General features: G+C 57.9%; 13 protein-coding genes. 9 read left to right on the top strand and 4 right to left on the bottom strand.

Annotation, left to right across the window (positions count from 1 at the left end):
- Positions 1–32: 32 nt before the first annotated feature.
- Positions 33–1,343, bottom strand: coding sequence for an ABC transporter substrate-binding protein (locus RGCCGE502_RS29060; protein ID WP_040675840.1), 1,311 nt, complete (start codon positions 1,341–1,343; stop codon positions 33–35).
- A gap of 212 nt (positions 1,344–1,555) precedes the next feature.
- On the opposite strand from RGCCGE502_RS29060, the gene RGCCGE502_RS29055 reads away from it, so the two are divergent.
- Genes RGCCGE502_RS29055 through RGCCGE502_RS29045 form a run of 3 tightly spaced genes read left to right on the top strand, consistent with a single transcriptional unit; the run spans position 1,556 to position 4,550 of the window.
- Positions 1,556–2,755: an ROK family transcriptional regulator gene (locus RGCCGE502_RS29055; protein WP_016557800.1), complete on the top strand. Its 1,200-nt coding sequence runs from the start codon at positions 1,556–1,558 to the stop codon at positions 2,753–2,755.
- Between the two features lie 35 nt (positions 2,756–2,790).
- On the top strand, positions 2,791–3,891 hold the full coding sequence (locus tag RGCCGE502_RS29050; RefSeq protein WP_016557799.1) for a Gfo/Idh/MocA family protein: 1,101 nt from the start codon (positions 2,791–2,793) through the stop codon (positions 3,889–3,891).
- Between the two features lie 17 nt (positions 3,892–3,908).
- Positions 3,909–4,550: a ThuA domain-containing protein gene (locus tag RGCCGE502_RS29045; RefSeq protein WP_016557798.1), complete on the top strand. Its 642-nt coding sequence runs from the start codon at positions 3,909–3,911 to the stop codon at positions 4,548–4,550.
- A gap of 272 nt (positions 4,551–4,822) precedes the next feature.
- Here the strand turns inward: RGCCGE502_RS29045 and RGCCGE502_RS29040 are convergent, their stop codons facing one another.
- Entirely contained in the window at positions 4,823–5,749 is a 927-nt protein-coding gene (locus RGCCGE502_RS29040; protein ID WP_016557797.1) for a LysR family transcriptional regulator, read from the bottom strand.
- Positions 5,750–5,821: 72 nt separating this feature from the next.
- Between RGCCGE502_RS29040 and RGCCGE502_RS29035 the strand changes: the two genes are divergently transcribed.
- Together RGCCGE502_RS29035 and lhgD are read left to right on the top strand one after the other, a co-directional pair.
- Positions 5,822–8,692 carry an FAD-binding and (Fe-S)-binding domain-containing protein gene (locus tag RGCCGE502_RS29035; RefSeq protein WP_016557796.1) on the top strand — a complete coding sequence of 957 codons (2,871 nt, stop codon included), beginning with the start codon at positions 5,822–5,824 and terminating at the stop codon, positions 8,690–8,692.
- A 370-nt stretch (positions 8,693–9,062) separates the two neighbouring features.
- On the top strand, positions 9,063–10,289 hold the full coding sequence (gene lhgD / locus RGCCGE502_RS29030; protein ID WP_016557795.1) for an L-2-hydroxyglutarate dehydrogenase: 1,227 nt from the start codon (positions 9,063–9,065) through the stop codon (positions 10,287–10,289).
- 18 nt (positions 10,290–10,307) lie between these two features.
- Here lhgD and RGCCGE502_RS29025 read toward each other — a convergent pair whose 3' ends face one another.
- A complete protein-coding gene (locus tag RGCCGE502_RS29025; RefSeq protein WP_016557794.1) occupies positions 10,308–11,033 on the bottom strand; it encodes an SDR family oxidoreductase in 726 nt (241 codons plus the stop codon).
- Between the two features lie 290 nt (positions 11,034–11,323).
- Here RGCCGE502_RS29025 and RGCCGE502_RS29020 point away from each other — a divergent pair, with 290 nt between their 5' ends.
- Positions 11,324–11,563, top strand: coding sequence for a hypothetical protein (locus RGCCGE502_RS29020; protein WP_016557793.1), 240 nt, complete (start codon positions 11,324–11,326; stop codon positions 11,561–11,563).
- Positions 11,564–11,760: 197 nt separating this feature from the next.
- On the opposite strand, the gene RGCCGE502_RS29015 is transcribed toward RGCCGE502_RS29020, so the two are convergent.
- Positions 11,761–12,864 (bottom strand): LacI family DNA-binding transcriptional regulator, encoded by a 1,104-nt coding sequence (locus RGCCGE502_RS29015; protein WP_016557792.1) that lies wholly within the window; start codon positions 12,862–12,864, stop codon positions 11,761–11,763.
- 166 nt (positions 12,865–13,030) lie between these two features.
- Between RGCCGE502_RS29015 and RGCCGE502_RS29010 the strand changes: the two genes are divergently transcribed.
- From RGCCGE502_RS29010 to RGCCGE502_RS29000, 3 genes are all read left to right on the top strand, one after another.
- Positions 13,031–14,014 (top strand): ABC transporter substrate-binding protein, encoded by a 984-nt coding sequence (locus RGCCGE502_RS29010; RefSeq protein WP_016557791.1) that lies wholly within the window; start codon positions 13,031–13,033, stop codon positions 14,012–14,014.
- Positions 14,015–14,110: 96 nt separating this feature from the next.
- A complete protein-coding gene (locus RGCCGE502_RS29005) occupies positions 14,111–15,604 on the top strand; it encodes a sugar ABC transporter ATP-binding protein (RefSeq protein ID WP_016557790.1) in 1,494 nt (497 codons plus the stop codon).
- A 61-nt stretch (positions 15,605–15,665) separates the two neighbouring features.
- Positions 15,666–16,607 carry an ABC transporter permease gene (locus RGCCGE502_RS29000; RefSeq protein WP_051158744.1) on the top strand — a complete coding sequence of 314 codons (942 nt, stop codon included), beginning with the start codon at positions 15,666–15,668 and terminating at the stop codon, positions 16,605–16,607.
- Positions 16,608–16,617 lie beyond the last annotated feature (10 nt).

The raw sequence follows: 16,617 nt of genomic DNA, 5'->3' as shown, positions 1-16,617 counted from the left end.
GCGGAGGGTTCTCCGCGCCGCGATAGTCCTGATCAGAGCTGATCCTGCTCGAAGGCTTCCTGGATCTGCTGAGCTCCATCGGCAGGGCTCATCTGTCCGGACACGATGGCAACGGAGACATCGTTTACGACACGTCCAACCGACGGGCCGAGATCCTGATCGAAGAAGTTTTGGTGCCAGGTCGAGTGTGCGAGCTGTTCGGCAGACTGGTGCAGCAGCGGATTGGTGACACCATCCTCGGCACCAACGGCGACGGGGATGAGCATGCCGGCCTTGGCCATCTCGCGCTCATTTTCGGCGTTCGTCAGGTAGGCAAGGAAATCAAGGGTTTCAGCAGGCGCCTTCTTGGTCACCGCCCAACCGTTTAGGCCGCCGAGAGTGTCAGTGGCGGCGCCGGCGCCGCCAGTCACAGCCGGGAACGCGAAGCGACCGATGTTTTCAGGATCCAGCCCCTTCCCATCGCCGGCATTCGTGCGCTGGTTGGCCGCGGTGTTTTCGAACGCCAGGATCATCGCTGCCTTGCCGTCGCCGAAGACACCGAGCGTCTGCGGCCATGTGGCGCCGAGATAACCCGGCTGGAACGGCTCGAGCTTGCCGAGCTCGGCAAGCTGGTCGCCGGCCTTGATGATCGCCGGATCGTTGAAACCCTCGCCTTCGCCGGTCTTGGCAGTGTCGAAGACCTTCTGGCCGCCGTTGCGCATCACCAGATAGCTCCAGTAGAAATGGATCGGCCACTTCTCGCCGCCGCCGCCTGCAATCGGAACGATGCCGGCCCCCTTTATCTTCTTCACGGCAACCAGATAGTCGTCCCAGGACTTGATGCCGGCAGCATCGACGCCGGCCTTGGCGAAGAGCGCCTTGTTGTAGAAGAACGAGACAGTGCCCATCTTGAACGGCACGGCGCCGATCTTTCCGTCATAGGACAGGCCCTTGACCGCAGCCGGGTTATAGGACTTCACCCAGGCACCGTCCTTGGCGTTCATCGCTTCAGTGAGATCCATGAGCGTCCCGGTTGCCAGCTGCTGCTTCAGCACGCCGCCACCCCAGCTGTAAAAGAAATCCGGCGCATCGCTCGACTGCAACAAGGTCGGAAGCTTTGCCTTGAAGGCCTCGTTTTCAAGGAACTGCATTTCAATCTTCACGCCGGGATGCTCGGCCTGGTATTTGTCCGCAATCCTGCGCCAAATCGCGACGTAGTTCGGATCGAGCTCAAGATGTAGCCACTTGACGGTGGTGTCAGCTGCGGCGCTTCCCGCAGCAATTAGGAGCGCAAGTCCAGTGGCCGCAGAGCGGGCAATGAATCGGGTGCGAAGCAAGGCTTTTGCCTTCATATGATTAAACATGATTCTCCTCCAGGAACGGAAAAATCGTCCTCTTCAATTTTTCCCTTATGCGGAATAAATCATCGGGAGGTTTTGGCGAATGTCAACTCCCTGAGCGAAAATTGCCAAAACTGCCTTGACATAGTGGGTTGATGACGCGCTATTTAATTCGCGTACCGTTGAAAAGATAAGCCCCGCGTCTTGGGGAAGATTGAAGAGCCAGCAAGACCCTCATGAAGACCGCAGATCCGGAATTGATGCGCGCGATCAACCGCTTGAACGTGCTGGATACGATCCGCCGTCATGGGCCGATAGCGCGTGTCGAGATCAGTGAGCGAACACAGCTGTCGACCACCACGGTTTCGGCGATCACCGCGTCCCTGCTTGACGATGGGCTCATCCTGCCGCGCCACGAAGGCGATATTCGCAACGAGGCGGCCCGCGGACGACCAAGGGTTATGCTCGAACTTAATCCGGATGCCGCAAGAGTGGTCGGCGCCAAGATCGCTGCCAATCGCCTCGTTTTCGTCGTGACCGATTTTCGCGGCGACGTGCTGTCAAAACTCACCCTTCCCATTCGAATCGATCGCCAGCCGATCGGCGTTATCGCCGATCTGGTCGAGGACGGCGTCCGCCGCTGTGTCGTCGACGCCGGCCTTTCGCTCGAGGATGTCGACACGGTCTGTCTCGGCCTTCCGGGCGTGATCGAGCATCGCACCGGCCACATTCGCAGCAGTCCGATCTTTCGTGACACGAATGTTGATTTCGCCGGCGAGATGACGACCCGCCTGAATACGCCGACCATCGTTGAAAGCGATGCGCACGCCATCACCCTTGCGCACCACTGGTTTGGCAAGGCCCGCGATCTGGAAGACATGGTTTTGATATCGCTGGAGCAGACCCTTGGCCTCGGCGTGCTCCACGACAATCAGTTGTTCCGCGGTGCCGGCGGGCTTAGCCATAACCTCGGCGATCTGGTGCTCGGGATGGGGCCGCGCGGGGTCGTGCGACTATCGAGCCAGGCTGGAGAGAGCGAAATTCTCGGTGAGCAACCCACCAGCGGCCGATTTGCCGAGGCGATCCGGCTTGGGCGGGGGATGACGCATGCCCAAGCGCTTATCAAGGCTGAGGATAACACCCTGATCAGCGCCGCGATCCGCGCCGGAGAAGCCGTTGGCGTGGCGATTGCCAATATCGTCACCCTGTTTGCGCCGCCCCGCGTCATTCTTGTCGGCTCCAGCCTGGCGCTTGGGGAGCCATTTCTCGACAGCCTGCGAAATGCCTATGCGCTTGCAGTTCCCCCGTCTCTGAAAGGGGTTGCCGAACTTGTGTTCGACGATTCGACGGACGACTTCTGGGCGCAAGGGGCAGCCGCGGTAGCGCTTTACGAACTCTACGAGTCGCCGTGGAACACCACCGGTCCGGCGCTCTGAACAGTAAAAATCACGACATCCAACGGGAGGAAATCATGGAACGAGTCGGTATCGGCATCATTGGGTGCGGCAACATCTCCGGCGCCTATCTGAAGGCGATGGCGTCCTTCCCGATCCTTGACGTTCGCGGCGTGGCCGACCTCAACTATGATCTTGCGGTAGCAAAGGCTGGCGAATTCAACGTGTCCGCACGAAAGATCGATGAGCTGTTTGCCGACCCCAAGGTTGAGATCATCGTCAATCTGACGATACCGAAGGCGCACGTCGCGGTTGGCCTGCAGGCACTTGACGCCGGTAAGCACGCCTATTCAGAAAAGCCGCTTGGAATCAATTTCGAGGAAGGAAAGCGGCTTGCTGTGGCCGCAAAAGCAAGGGGCTTGCGCATCGGCGCCGCTCCCGACACCTTTCTCGGAGGCGGCCATCAGACCGCTCGGACGCTGGTCGATCAAGGCGTGATTGGCCAACCCGTCGGCGGAATAGCGACCTTCATGTGCCCCGGCCACGAGCGCTGGCATCCAAATCCCGGCTTCTATTATGAAGTGGGCGGTGGACCGATGCTCGATATGGGCCCCTATTACATTACCGATCTCGTCAATCTCTTCGGACCGGTCGCGCAGGTGGCGGGCATCGCCGTCACGCCGCGCAAAGAGCGGGTTATCACCAGCGAACCGCGAAATGGTGAGCATATCCCGGTGCATGTACCGACCCATGTCACGGGCCTCATGGCCTTCGCCAACGGTGCGGTCGTCCAGATCGGCATGAGCTTCGACGTCGCCGGCCATAAGCACGTGCCGCTGGAGCTTTACGGAACCGAAGGAACGTTGATCGTCCCCGACCCGAACCACTTCGGTGGCGACGTGGAACTGTTGAGGAAGGGTGGTGCATTCGAGCTGCAGCTGCCGACGGCGCCGTATGGCGATGGCAACTATCGGTCGATCGGTGTCGCCGACATGGCCCATGCCATTCGCTCGAACCGTCCGCATCGTGCAAATGGCGATCTGGCCCTGCATGTCCTTGAGGTTATGGAAGCGTTTCACACGGCCTCCGAAAGTGGCGGGACGGTCACCATAGGCACTCAAACAGAGCGGCCCGCACCGCTGTCAGAGTCTCTCGTCGATGGCAGGCTGGCGAATTAATTTATCAGGAGGAAAATATGCGTGAAGCACTGATCGTCTGGGGCGGATGGAGTGGCCATGAGCCGCAGGAATGCTCTGCAGTCATCAAAGACATGCTGGAGGAGGACGGCTTCAAGGTGTACGTCGAACATACGACCGAGGCCTTTGCAGATCCCTCTGTTCATGACCTCAGCCTCGTTGTGCCCATCGTGACGATGTCGAAAATTGAGAAGGAAGAGATCAAGAACCTCGCGGCCGCCATCGAAGGTGGGGTCGGCATTGCCGGCTACCATGGCGGCGCCGGCGACAGCTTTCGCGACTGCGTCGAATACCAGTTCATCATCGGCGGTCAATGGGTCGCCCACCCCGGCAATATCATCGACTACACGGTCAACGTGACGCGCCCGGATGATCCCGTCATGGACGGCATCAGCGACTTTCCCTACACATCCGAGCAATACTACATGCATGTCGACCCGTCGAACGAGGTGCTGGCGACGACACGTTTCACCGGCGACCATGCCTATTGGATTGACGGTGTGGTGATGCCCGTCGCATGGAAGCGCAGATATGGCAAGGGCCGGGTTTTCTATTCCTCCCTCGGTCATCAGGCCAAGGAGTTCCTGGTGCCCGAGATGAAGACGATTTTCCGACGCGGCGCGAATTGGGCGGCACGCTGAGGCAACGGGAAGCTACCGGTGCGGTTTTACCGCTCCGGTATTTAAGACGGATACCGTACGAAAGCCCGCACCTATCGTTATGGTCGATCGCAATGGTCTCGCCTTCACCGTCCGACAAAAGATGCCGGAACGTGCAAAGCAATCGGTGCCAAGGATTGATCCTTCCGCTTGTTTGAGACAACTGCCCTCAAACCTCTCTGCGTTTTTGGCGTGCCGCTGGCAATCGGTACCGAAAGCTGTCGCGCCAGTGTGCGCCAATCCTCCCGGAACGATTACTGCACTTCCTGCGTCGGGAGCGACTTCAGAAGACTGCTGATGAAACGCTGCGCGGCTGGCGACGGACTTGAGCGGCTGCGAGTGAGCAGGTACAGCGAGCGGATCAACCGGAAATCCGCGATCCGCCGAAAGACGATCTCTTCGCTTTGTATGACTTTCGCGGCCTGCTGCGGGAGAAGAGCTACACCGGCGTTGCGGCTGATCAGGGTCAGTTGCGCGATGGTACTAAACGTTTGTATGCGCCCAAACCGCAGCCTTGGAGGCAGATCAGGGCAGTCGGCCAGCATCCTCGCTATGCCGGCTTGTGCGTCCAGGGCGATCAGACTCTCGGGATTGATATCGTCCAACAGAACCGGCCGCGTGAGACAGGCAAGCTCATGATCCTTGTGGCATGCAAGACCGAAAGGATCTTCGCTTATTTTGCGTCCTTCCAACTCAGCCGATTCAAATCCGGGTCCGGCAAGGGCGAAATCAAGTGTTCTGTTTACCACCATGCTGGCTAACCGCTCGGCTACGTCGTCATGGATGACGAGGTCGATGTCTGGATAGCTAGCGCGAAAATTGGTGATGGCGTGCGATAGCGGGGTGAGCACAGCCGATGGCGCGGCGCCAATAGATACGCGGCCACGTTTTAGACCGCCGAGCTGTCGCAGGTTCGCCAGTGACAGCTCGAAGCGGTCGAGGAGATCTCGCGCGCCCTCGAGGAATGACTGGCCAGCTTCTGTCGCTCTCACGGGGCGCGTCTTTCGGTCAAAAATCGCCGTCCCACATTCGACCTCTAGCATCCGTATCGTCTCAGTGAGGGCAGAAGGCACCACACCAAGGCGTTGCGCGGCTCGGCTGAAGGAGCCCTCCTCCATGACCGTGAGTGCCGCACGAAGATGGCGGAGGCCTATGTTCGTATTTTCCGAAAAAACTTTCATATCTTTCTAATTATACGAAGGAGGCATGTGTGGTTCAATGCCCACTGCTCCCTTTCCCCGGACATACTTGCAATGCTGCACCAGACTATCCCGACGACCACATACCATACTGCCCTTGAGCGGCTTCCCAAGGAACTTGCTGACGCCGGATTTCGGGGCGACATAGGAACCGATTCCGCCCTGCTCGCAGCAATGTCCACCGACAACAGCATTTATGCGGTAATGCCAGATATGATCGTTGCTCCGCGTGACGGCGAGGATGTTCGGCGGCTCATGCGGGTTCTCGCGGCCGAGGATTTGCGGGATATTCCCGTGACAGCACGCGGCGGTGGCACTGGGACAAACGGTCAGAGCTTGAACTCCGGCGTCATCGTCGATTTCCAAAAGTATATGAATCGAATCGTCGGCATGAGCGTAGATGAGCAATGGGCGGAGGTGGAGCCGGGGATCGTCCTCGATGAATTGAACGACCAGTTGGCAGGAACCGGTTTGTTCTTCGCGCCGACGACCTCCACAGCCAGCCGATGCACAATTGGCGGAATGGTGAGCACGGATGCATCCGGAAAAGGTTCGAGGCACTACGGCAAGACAAGCGACAACGTTATTGGGATGGAGATTGTCCTCGATGGGGGACGAGTGCTGGACAGCGCTGCCCCCGCGCCCGAATGGGCGAACTCAATGCTTTCGCAGATCGAACTTGCCTGCGAGGCAGGTCGTGCTGCCTTGCTCGACCACGTCCCGGCACTTTCCCGCAGGTTCACCGGATATGACCTGGAGCGCGCAAAACAGCCTGAGCGCGAACTCGAATGGTGGCGCCTCCCGATTGGTGCAGAGGGTACCCTTGGCCTCGTTACGCGTGTTCGGTTACGTCTGTTGCGCAGGCCAAAATACAAGCGACTGATCGTTATCGGCTTTAAGACATTCGGCGCAGCCCTGGACGCGGGCAGCATGCTGCTAGCACATGATCCCCTGGCGATCGAAGTCATGGACGAGTGGGTACAGGACCTGGCAGCCAAGGCTGGAATTCTGCAAGCTTTGCCAGCATCCTTGCGCGCTCGTGACGGTCAACCGATCGCCTACAATTTCGTAGAGTTTGTCGGGGATGATGAAGCAGATTTGATCGTGAGGGTCGAAGCTCTGCGAGACACCGCGCAGAACCTTTCTGGAGCAATCGCAAGCCACATCGCAGTTGACGATATAGAAATGGCTGCCCTCTGGCAGGTCCGGGCGGCAAGTGTCGGATTGCTCGGGAAGGTCGATGGCACGCGTCGTCCGATTGCCTTCGTCGAGGATTGCGTCGTCCCCGTTGCAAACCTGGCTTCTTTCGTTACCGATTTCACGACGCTGTTGAGCAACAACGGGCTGAACTATGGAATGTACGGGCATGTCGACGTCGGCTGTCTTCATATTCGTCCCGCGCTCGATATCGATCGCGAACAAGATCGTGCCATCATGAAGACCGTTTCTGACGGAGTCTTCGAACTGACGCGAAGGCATGGCGGCATTTTCTGGGGGGAGCACGGCAAGGGTGTGCGTGGAGCATACCTCGAAGAGTTCGTCGGTGCTGCAGCATATGATGCGTTCCGGCGGGTCAAACAAGCATTTGATCCGTGGAACCACTTCAATCCCGGAAAGCTTGTCGGTGAGACAGGGTCGCTCATGGGCATTAAGACAACCCCGTTTCGCAGTGTCAACACCAAGGAAAATGATCCTCTCAGTCTTGCCTTCAAATGCAATGGCAATGCTCAATGCTTGAGCTATCAACGTAGCAACGTCATGTGCCCATCCTTCAAGGCGACACGCGACCTTCGTCACTCCCCAAAAGGCCGCGCTGACGCACTAAGGCATTGGCATCAAGCTTATCGGCAAGATCGTGCGGGCGAGAAGTTGGAGAGTGATGTGCTTTCTGCGCTCGACGGATGTCTTGGCTGCAAGGGCTGCGCGACGGGTTGTCCGGTACAGGTCGACATACCCGAGATGAAATCCCACTTCCTCGGAATACTTTATCAGAAACGTCGGCGGCCCCTCGCTGATCGTGTCGTGCTGCGCCTAGAAGAATACTCCTCCGTTGTCGTCCGGTACCGTAAGCTGGCGGCGCTTGCGGCTTGGGTCACCAACAGGGTGATGGAGAAAATAACAGGGTTGCGTGACCTGCCACGCCTCGCCTTCAGGGGCGCGGGAAACGGTGGCTATCGAACATTTCCCGCCGAGATAATCGCACAACGGCACTGGCCTGAGGATACGGTCTTCGTCTGGCAGGATCCCTTCACCGCATTGTTTGATACTCAAGCTGTATTGGCGGTTGCAGACGGTCTTCGCGCCTTCGGCTATCAGCCCGTGTTCGTCACCATGTGCCCGGGTGGAAAGGCAGCCCACGTCCTCGGCGACAGATCGCGTTTTGCCCGGCAAGCAGGCACGCTGAGGTCGGCGATCGACAAGGTGGCATCAACCGGGCGGTCAATGGTTGGTGTAGATCCAGCCTTCGTCATGATGATCCGCCAAGAATATCAGAAAGCCGGCCTGAGCGGGCCAACGATACAGCTGATCCAAGAGTTTCTGAGCGACGAAATCGCCCGAGAGCGATCCCTTCCTAAACTGGCCAAAAGTAAGCTTCCCCCCAAACTCTTCCTTCATTGTAGCGAAAGCGGAGGTCCCGGAGCGTCGGCATGGAAGAAGGTCTTCGCCGCACTCGGGGCTCCGGTCGAAATCGCCGCAACAGGATGTTGCGGCATGGCTGGATTGTTTGGCCATCAGAAGCGGCATCAAGGCCTCAGCAAGCGTGTTTTTGAATTGTCCTGGGCGGGCCAGTTAGCGGGACAAAAAGAGGCGATGGTCTCCGGTTTTTCATGCCGTTGTCAAACGAAGCGGTTTGCGCCTGTTCGCGGCGAGCATCCGATGCGATGGATTGCCGACGCCGCCGAAGCTGACCAGCGGTCGAGATGAGACACGCCAAGTCGGCAGACACGCCAAGTCGGCCGCCAAGTTTCACTCGGTCATTGGTCCGATGTTATGTCCGGTAATCGGATTTGCCTCGCAAAGACTTGCTGCGCTTTATCGTGTTTATATGAAACTCGGAAGTGGTTCGAGCATTTTCGCGCCAGTTGACACCAACTGGGAGCCAGTCAATCGCCGGTATCTCAAACATCACGCAATGATGTGGGTTCCGTCCGGTCGGCCGCAATCAAGGTGGCAGGGAGAGGTCGTTGAGCGACGTTTTGCGACATACCCCATAAGGATCGCAAGACGCCGTCACGCGGGGATGTTAGCCTGTGTCGACCGCGGGCCTATCCGTCGCACAGTTAGGGTATACCGAATGTATGATCATTGCATCATTGGGGGAGGCATCGTTGGGTTGGCAGTTGCCATGGCTCTGCAGGAAAGGCTAGCTGGCGCCAAAATCATTGTGCTGGAGAAAGAGCAGGAGCTGGCGAGACATCAGACGGGTCACAACAGCGGTGTCATCCATGCTGGGATCTACTACGCTCCGGGCACCCTGAAGGCGAAGCTTTGTCGGGATGGGGCAGAAGCGACCAAGCAATTCTGCCGCGAGAACAGTATCCCCTTCGAAACCTGCGGGAAGTTACTGGTTGCAACGACCAATGCGGAGGTGCAGCGGATGGAGGCGCTCGAGGATAGAGCGCAGCGCAATGGAATCGAGTATAGTAGGCTGACGATCGGTCAGTTGAAAGCCGATGAACCCAATATTGCCGGTCTAGGTGCCCTTCTCGTCCACTCCACGGGAATTGTCGACTACGCGGTTGTTTGCCGCGCCATGGCTCACAGGATCGTGGAGCGGGGCGGCAAGATCAAACGTGGGTTCGAGGTCCGCGCGATCCATGAACATGAAAAAGGTGTACGCATCGAAGCTTCATCCGAGGTCATAGAAACCCGGAAACTTGTTGCCTGCGCTGGCCTTCAGTCCGACCGCATCGCGTTGATGGCGGGACTGAAGCTCGATCATCGAATTGTGCCCTTCCGGGGAGAATATTATTCGTTGCCAGCCTCCAAGGCTAAGATTACGCAGCGCCTGATCTATCCAATTCCCGATCCTGACTTGCCCTTTCTCGGAATACACCTGACGCGAACGATCGACGGTAGAATGACCGTAGGGCCGAACGCCGTGCTTGGATTTGCGCGGGAAGGCTATGCCAAGTGTAGTTTTTCACTCCAGGACGTTGGCAGCATGGCGGGTTTTCCCGGGTTCTGGAAGATGGCGCGGAAAAACTGGCGTTCGGCAATGTCGGAATTTGCCAATTCCGCCTCGCGTGCGCGCTATCTGACGCAGTGCCAGAAATACTGCCCGTCGCTGACGATCAGCGATCTTCAACGTCCACAGGCTGGCATCCGCGCACAGGCGGTCATGGCCAACGGGAGCCTCGTGCACGATTTTCTCTTCAAACAGACAAACCGGATGCTGCATGTCTTCAATGCTCCGTCACCCGCAGCGACATCGGCCATTCCCATTGGCCGAATGATTGTCGATCGGTTGCTTGAGCGCGGTGAATCATTTGGCACCGTTCCCGCGCAAGCTGAAGCCTGATCGCTTGGCCCGATACACTCACGAAATCGCTAGACCGCCATCGACGGGCAAAGATATGCCCGTAACCATTGATGCTTCATCGCTCAGCAGGAAGAGGATCGCTTCTGCGACTTCAGTCGGGGCAAGGAATCGTTCGAGCGGGATGCGGGCTTTAACCGGACCCGCCTTAAGAGGGTCACTCCACGCCAGTTCCCCCATTGGCGTCAGGGTTACGGTCGGATTGACGCTATTGACGCGAACGCCTGCGCTGCCGAGCTCTACAGCCATGACGCGGGTAATCGCGTCAAGCGCCGCCTTTGACGCGCAATAGGCCGTGTGGCTGGCCAAGCCCCGACGAGCTGCGTCGCTCGAAACGTTCACGATTGCACCCTTAAGGCCGCGAGAAAGCCAGTCGCGGATGATGACCTGGGCCAAAACCATTGGGGCGACCGTGTTGACATTCAGGACATGGTTGAAGTCCTGAACATTGCTCGAAATGAAGGACTGAAGGATTGTGGTGCCGGCGCAATTCACCAACATATCGACGGGGAGCACCGATGTGACCTTCTCGCTGATGGCATCCACGTTGACTAGATCCATGCAGATCGTCTCGCATTGAATCTCCTGCGACAATGACGCCAGATCGTCGGGATTGCGTGTCAGCGCGACGACCGTGGCGCCTCGCTGCGCCAACATGATGGCTGTTGCCCGGCCAATTCCCTTCCCTGCGCCGGTGACAAGAGCCCGTTTTCCAGTCCAGTCCATTGTTTTCCTCGATTCTTGATGGCAATGCCCTGGGACGAGGTTTAGCTTGGAATGCCCCTTTGAGCATCAAGCCAGTTCGAAAACTGATCAGGAGCAGGTCGCACAATCGTCCAAACCGCGGTTGGGCCGGCCAAATGTCCACATCAGGTCGGAGGGATGAACTCTCGCAAGCTCGCCTTTCGCTCGGCCCGCGCGGGATTGCGCGACAAGTTTTTGGAGCCTTGCGACTTTGTTCGGAACAGGTTCCCTTCCCGTCAGTTTCCTCTTTGTTTGATGCAGCGGAGGATAAAATGGCAGAAGACTTTAAAGCAGGCTTTACCGGATCTCCGAGTGCCCCTCCTGAGGAGATTCGCAAAGCCGCAAAGACAGCCGCAGAGGTCGTGAGGCGTGAAACCACTGCGATCGCAACCGGCGCTGCTGACCATCCCGAAACCACGACCAGCCTCCTATTGGGAGTAGGTGCAATCGCCTTCGCAATCGGTTACTTCGTTGGCCGCGGATCACGGGATGAATACAGCTATTGGCGTTGAGCGGCCGCGTCCCGCGGGCGGGTGACTGGCCGAAGCTGTTTGGGACCCGCCCTCTCAGTGGACGGACGACGCTTACCGCCACGGGATTCTCGGATTTTCCGCCAAACGACTGATGGAAAGTATCCGTCGCCGGTGGCAAACCGCAACCGGTGTGAGTTACCGTGACCTGGCGCTTTCCCCCTCTCGCAGTAAGGGCTCTAGCGCCCCACGGCTTCCGCGGATGTTCTTGTCCAATTGGGAGGTTCGCCAGTCGAATTGCGGACCACCAGTGGGCCGTCAACCTTGATTGTCATTGGACGCAGCTTCTTGCCGTGGACAGCCATGTCGATCAGCGCCTCTGCAGCTTTCTGGCCCATTTCGTAGTTTGGAAGAACAAGCGTCGATAATGGCGGGTGCGTGTAGCGAGCTAGTTCCTGATCGTCATAACCCATGACCGACAAGTCTTCCGGCACCCGCAGGCCCATTTCTGCAGCTGCTTCCATGACACCAATCGCCATGAGATCGTTACCGCAAAGGATTGCTGTTGGGGGACAGGGAAGCGACAGGAGTTCAAGCCCAGCCTCGTAGCCTCTGAGTGGCAGCCAGTCGCCATTGCGAACGAGGTTTTCGTCGAAAGCGACGTCGACAGTGGCAAGCGCTTGTTTGTAGCCTCTTAGGCGATCGATCGCTGCGTCCATCCAAGGCTCGCCATTGATGAAGCCGATGCGTCTGTGACCAAGTGCTGTCAAGTGTGCAGTGGCGGAGAAGCCTCCGGCGACTTCGCCTGGAACGATCGCCATTTGCTGACGCGGATCCGCGTAGCAGTTCAAAAGAACGGTCGGCGTGTTCCTGAGCCCCGCCGGTACGCGAACCTTTCGCGTGAAAATCGTTGCATAGATCACGCCGATGATACTTGGATCGCGCAGAATCGATCGGAGCACGGCGTCCTCGAGATCGGGATTGGAGCGGGTTGCATGAGCAGAGACGAGGAAGCCCTGCTCGAAGGCGTAGTCGCGTGCTCCATCGAGGCTGACGACGGGATGCGGACTGGTCGAGATTTCGTCAACGATAAAGGCGATCGTATCCCTCTCGATCGTCTCTGCAGGCAGCTCGTTTCGGCCCCCTGGTAATTTATAACCAATTTTATTAGCTGCGTCTCGAACCTTCGCCTGGGTTTCAGGCGAGATCCGCGAACCCGACATTTCGTTCAGAACCAGTGAAACACTTGATTGCGAAACGCCGGCAATCCTGGCAATATCCGTCATGGTGGGCCGGGTTTTCGATCCCCGTCGACCGACATCCCCGCCATTCTGCTTGCCCATACTTTCCCTCCCGCGAATTTGCTGCGCCGCAAACCAGCCTTTCGCAACTGCTCATAAAATCGCGCTTGACTGCTAATATTATTAGCTACAATATCCGGATATGTGAAGCGTCTATTGCTCACGGCCGGTGGGAGGAATACCGGAAATTTTGGGAGGAGAAACTGAGATGGCTACATTCTCACGTCGTAGATTCATGCTTGCTGCCACAGCCCTAGGAGCGCTTGCCGTAGCCGGCGCCACCGCAATGGCGGACGTTCCGAAGCTGAAGCAGAAAGACAAATATAAGGTTGGTTTCGCGCAGACCGAGTCCAACAATCCATGGCGAATTGCTCAGACGAACAGCATGAAGGAGACGGCTGAGAAGCTTGGCTACCAGCTGGTTTATACGGATGCTGCCGGCTCCGCTGCCAAGCAGGTCGCTGACGTTAACTCGATGATCGCTCAGGGCGTCGACCTGATCTTCCTCGCACCTCGCGAAGAAAAGCCCCTTATCCCCGCAGTAATGGCTGCCAAGAAGGCCGGTATCCCGGTAATACTGCTGGACCGCAGCGTCGATCCCAAGCTTGCCAAGGCCGGCGAGGACTACCTGACCTTCATCGGCTCCGACTTCATCAAGGAAGGCCAGCGCGTCGCCGAATGGCTGGTCAAGAATGCGAACGGCAAGACCAAGATCATCGAACTCGAGGGGACTACGGGCGCATCGCCCGCCAACGACCGCAAGAAGGGCTTTGATGAAGCGATCAAGGCCGCCGGTGGCTTCGAAATCGTCGCGTCGCAGTCTGGGGATTTCGCTCGCGACAAAGGTCGCCAGGTTGCGGAGGCGCTGCTTCAGGCTCATCCGGACGCAGACATCGTCTACGCCCACAATGACGAAATGGCGATCGGTGCAATCTCGGCGATCGAGGCAGCCGGCAAGGTCCCGGGCAAGGACATCCTTGTTCTCTCGATCGATGGTGGCAAGGAAGCCGTAGGTCTCGTGGTTGACGGGAAAATCGGTGCGGTAGTCGAGTGCAACCCGCGCTTTGGCCCTAAAGCATTCGAAACTATGGCTCGCTATGCCAAGGGCGAAAAGATTGAGCCGAAGCTCATCAATGATGATAAGTTCTACGACAGCTCAAACGCCAAGGCGGAGCTTGCCGGCGCCTATTGATCTCGCAAGCTGATCGCTTCCGGCCGGTTCGGCTTTGCCGCACCGGCCGGTTTTCTGTCAAAGCGTATGCGGCAGGACGTCGTGGAGCGTATAGCGATGCTTCTATCCATGCAGGGAATATCCAAGTCGTTTTCTGGTGTAGCGGCCTTGCGCTCGTCCTCACTCGAGATTGCCGAGGGGGAAATCATGGCGCTTGTTGGTCAGAACGGCGCTGGCAAGTCTACGCTGATAAAAATCCTGACAGGTGCATATCATCGTGACGAGGGCTCGATCCGTTTCAATGGCCGGGATATAGCCTTTGCTTCTCCCGCCGAAAGTCAGGCGGCCGGCATCGCCACGATCTATCAGGAGATCAATCTGGCACCGCAGCGTTCGGTGGCTGAAAACATCTACCTGTCGCGAGAGCCCCGTCGATATGGATTTCTAGATCGCCGTTCCATGCGTGAAGGCGCGCAAAGGGTTCTGAAGGCCTTCAAGCTCGATATCGACGTCGAGCGGCCGGTCGCAAGCTTTAGCGCTGCAACGCGCCAAATGGTATCGATCGCACGGGCTGTCACGCAAAACGCCACACTCCTGATCATGGACGAGCCGACGTCCTCACTCGACGAGCGGGAGGTGGCCGTTCTGTTTGACACGATTAGGACATTGCAAGGGAACGGCGTGGCAGTCTGCTTCATCGGCCATCGACTGGACGAACTCTATGCAATTTGCGATCGCGTAACGATTATGAGAGACGGACAGACGGTCGCGGTTAGCACGATGGAGGATATGCCGAAGGTGGAATTGGTCCGGCATATGCTCGGACGCGAACTGGCGGCCTTTGCCGCGATCAGTCGAGATGGCCCTGAAGGACCGGAAAGGCCGGTCCGGCTTGACCTCGCCGCTGTCGGTTCCGGCGTGAGGGTGCGCGATGTGAGCCTTTCTGTCCGCCAGGGTGAGATTTCAGGTCTTGCAGGCCTTTTGGGTTCCGGTCGCACGGAGACGGCGCGGATTATTTTTGGCGTCGACAAGCTGGAACGCGGTTCAATCCGCTTCGAGGGTTCTGAACGACTGTACAGCGAACCGGCCAACGCGATCGCTGATGGTATCGGACTGGTATCCGAGGACCGCAAAGTTGATGGAATTGTACCCGATATGAGCATCCGTGAGAACATGACGCTTGCTCTGCTTCCGAAGTTGAAGAAGTCGGGAATTGTAGATCGGGCAAGGCAGGACGCTATCGTCGAACGTTTTATCAAGTCGTTGGGGGTCAAGTGCGCCTCCTCTGACCAACCTATCAAGGAGCTTTCCGGCGGGAACCAGCAGAAGGTTCTTCTGGCGCGATGGCTTTGCACGGATCCAAAGGTGCTGATCGTCGACGAACCGACGCGTGGTATCGACATCGGGGCCAAGGCGGAGATATTGAAGCTGCTTCGGGGCCTTGCTGACGAGGGATTGAGTGTTCTGATGATTTCCTCGGAGCTTGAAGAGCTCCTTGCGGCGGCAGACCGCGTTACTGTCCTTAGCGACGGCATGTCAGTCGCCGAGCTCCCGCGTCAAAAGCTGTCAGAGGCAAACCTTCTGACGGCCATGGCCCACCAGGTGAATTGACATGACGATTTCAGATACGACGGTCAAACCACAGTCTCAGTCGCGCGGCTCACTGCTTTTGATGCTGAGCCGTTATGGAACGTTCCTGGCCTTCCTCGCCCTTATTGTCTTCAACATTATTGTCACGCCTAATTTCCTGTCTTGGCAGACGCTGAATGTGAACCTGACGCAGGTCGCGACCATCGTGATCGTTGCGACGGGCATGACGCTCGTCATCGCCACAGGAGGGATTGATTTGTCGGTTGGTTCCCTGATGGCAATATCAGGCGCCGTAGCTCCCATGATCTTCATGGGGACGTTATTTCCGATCAACAGCCCGGCCTTGGCTGTCGCACTCGCCTTTACCATTCCCATTCTGATCGCGATGGGACTCGGATGGTTCAATGGCTTTCTGGTAACGCGGTTCGCGATCCAGCCGATCGTTGCAACGCTCGTACTCTTCATTGCGGGTCGCGGTATCGCGCAGGTCATCACCAATGGCAATCTGCAGGTGTTCAAGAACGATATTTTCCAGTTCATTGCAATGGGGCGTGTCGCCGGGATTCCGACTCAGGTTGCCCTGATGCTTGTGATTGCGGCGCTTGCCTTCTGCCTCATCCGCTTTACGGTTATCGGTCGCCAGATCATCGCAGTTGGAGGCAACGAAAAGGCGGCACGCCTCACCGGTATTCCGGTCAGGCACGTCAAGACCGTTGTTTATGTCATCAGCGGAGGATTGGCTGGCCTCGCCGGGCTGATCGTGGTGGCTCGAAATTCTGCGAGCGACGCGAACCTTGTCGGTATGGGTATGGAGCTCGATGCCATCGCTGCCGTGGCAGTCGGCGGCTCGCTGCTAACCGGCGGACGTGCCAATATCATTGGCACCTTGCTCGGTGCCCTCGTGATTCAGCTCGTGCGCTACACGCTTCTCGCCAACGGCGTGCCCGACGCAGCTGCTCTGATCGTCAAGGCGGCGCTGATCATCATTGCCGTGTTCATCCAGCAACGCGCCGACAAATCCTGAGGAGATGGTT

The sequence above is a fragment of the Rhizobium grahamii CCGE 502 genome, assembly GCF_000298315.2.
Lineage (GTDB): Bacteria > Pseudomonadota > Alphaproteobacteria > Rhizobiales > Rhizobiaceae > Rhizobium > Rhizobium grahamii.
Note: the sequence above shows the minus strand (reverse complement) of the source record. Positions and strands in the feature narration are given on the sequence as shown.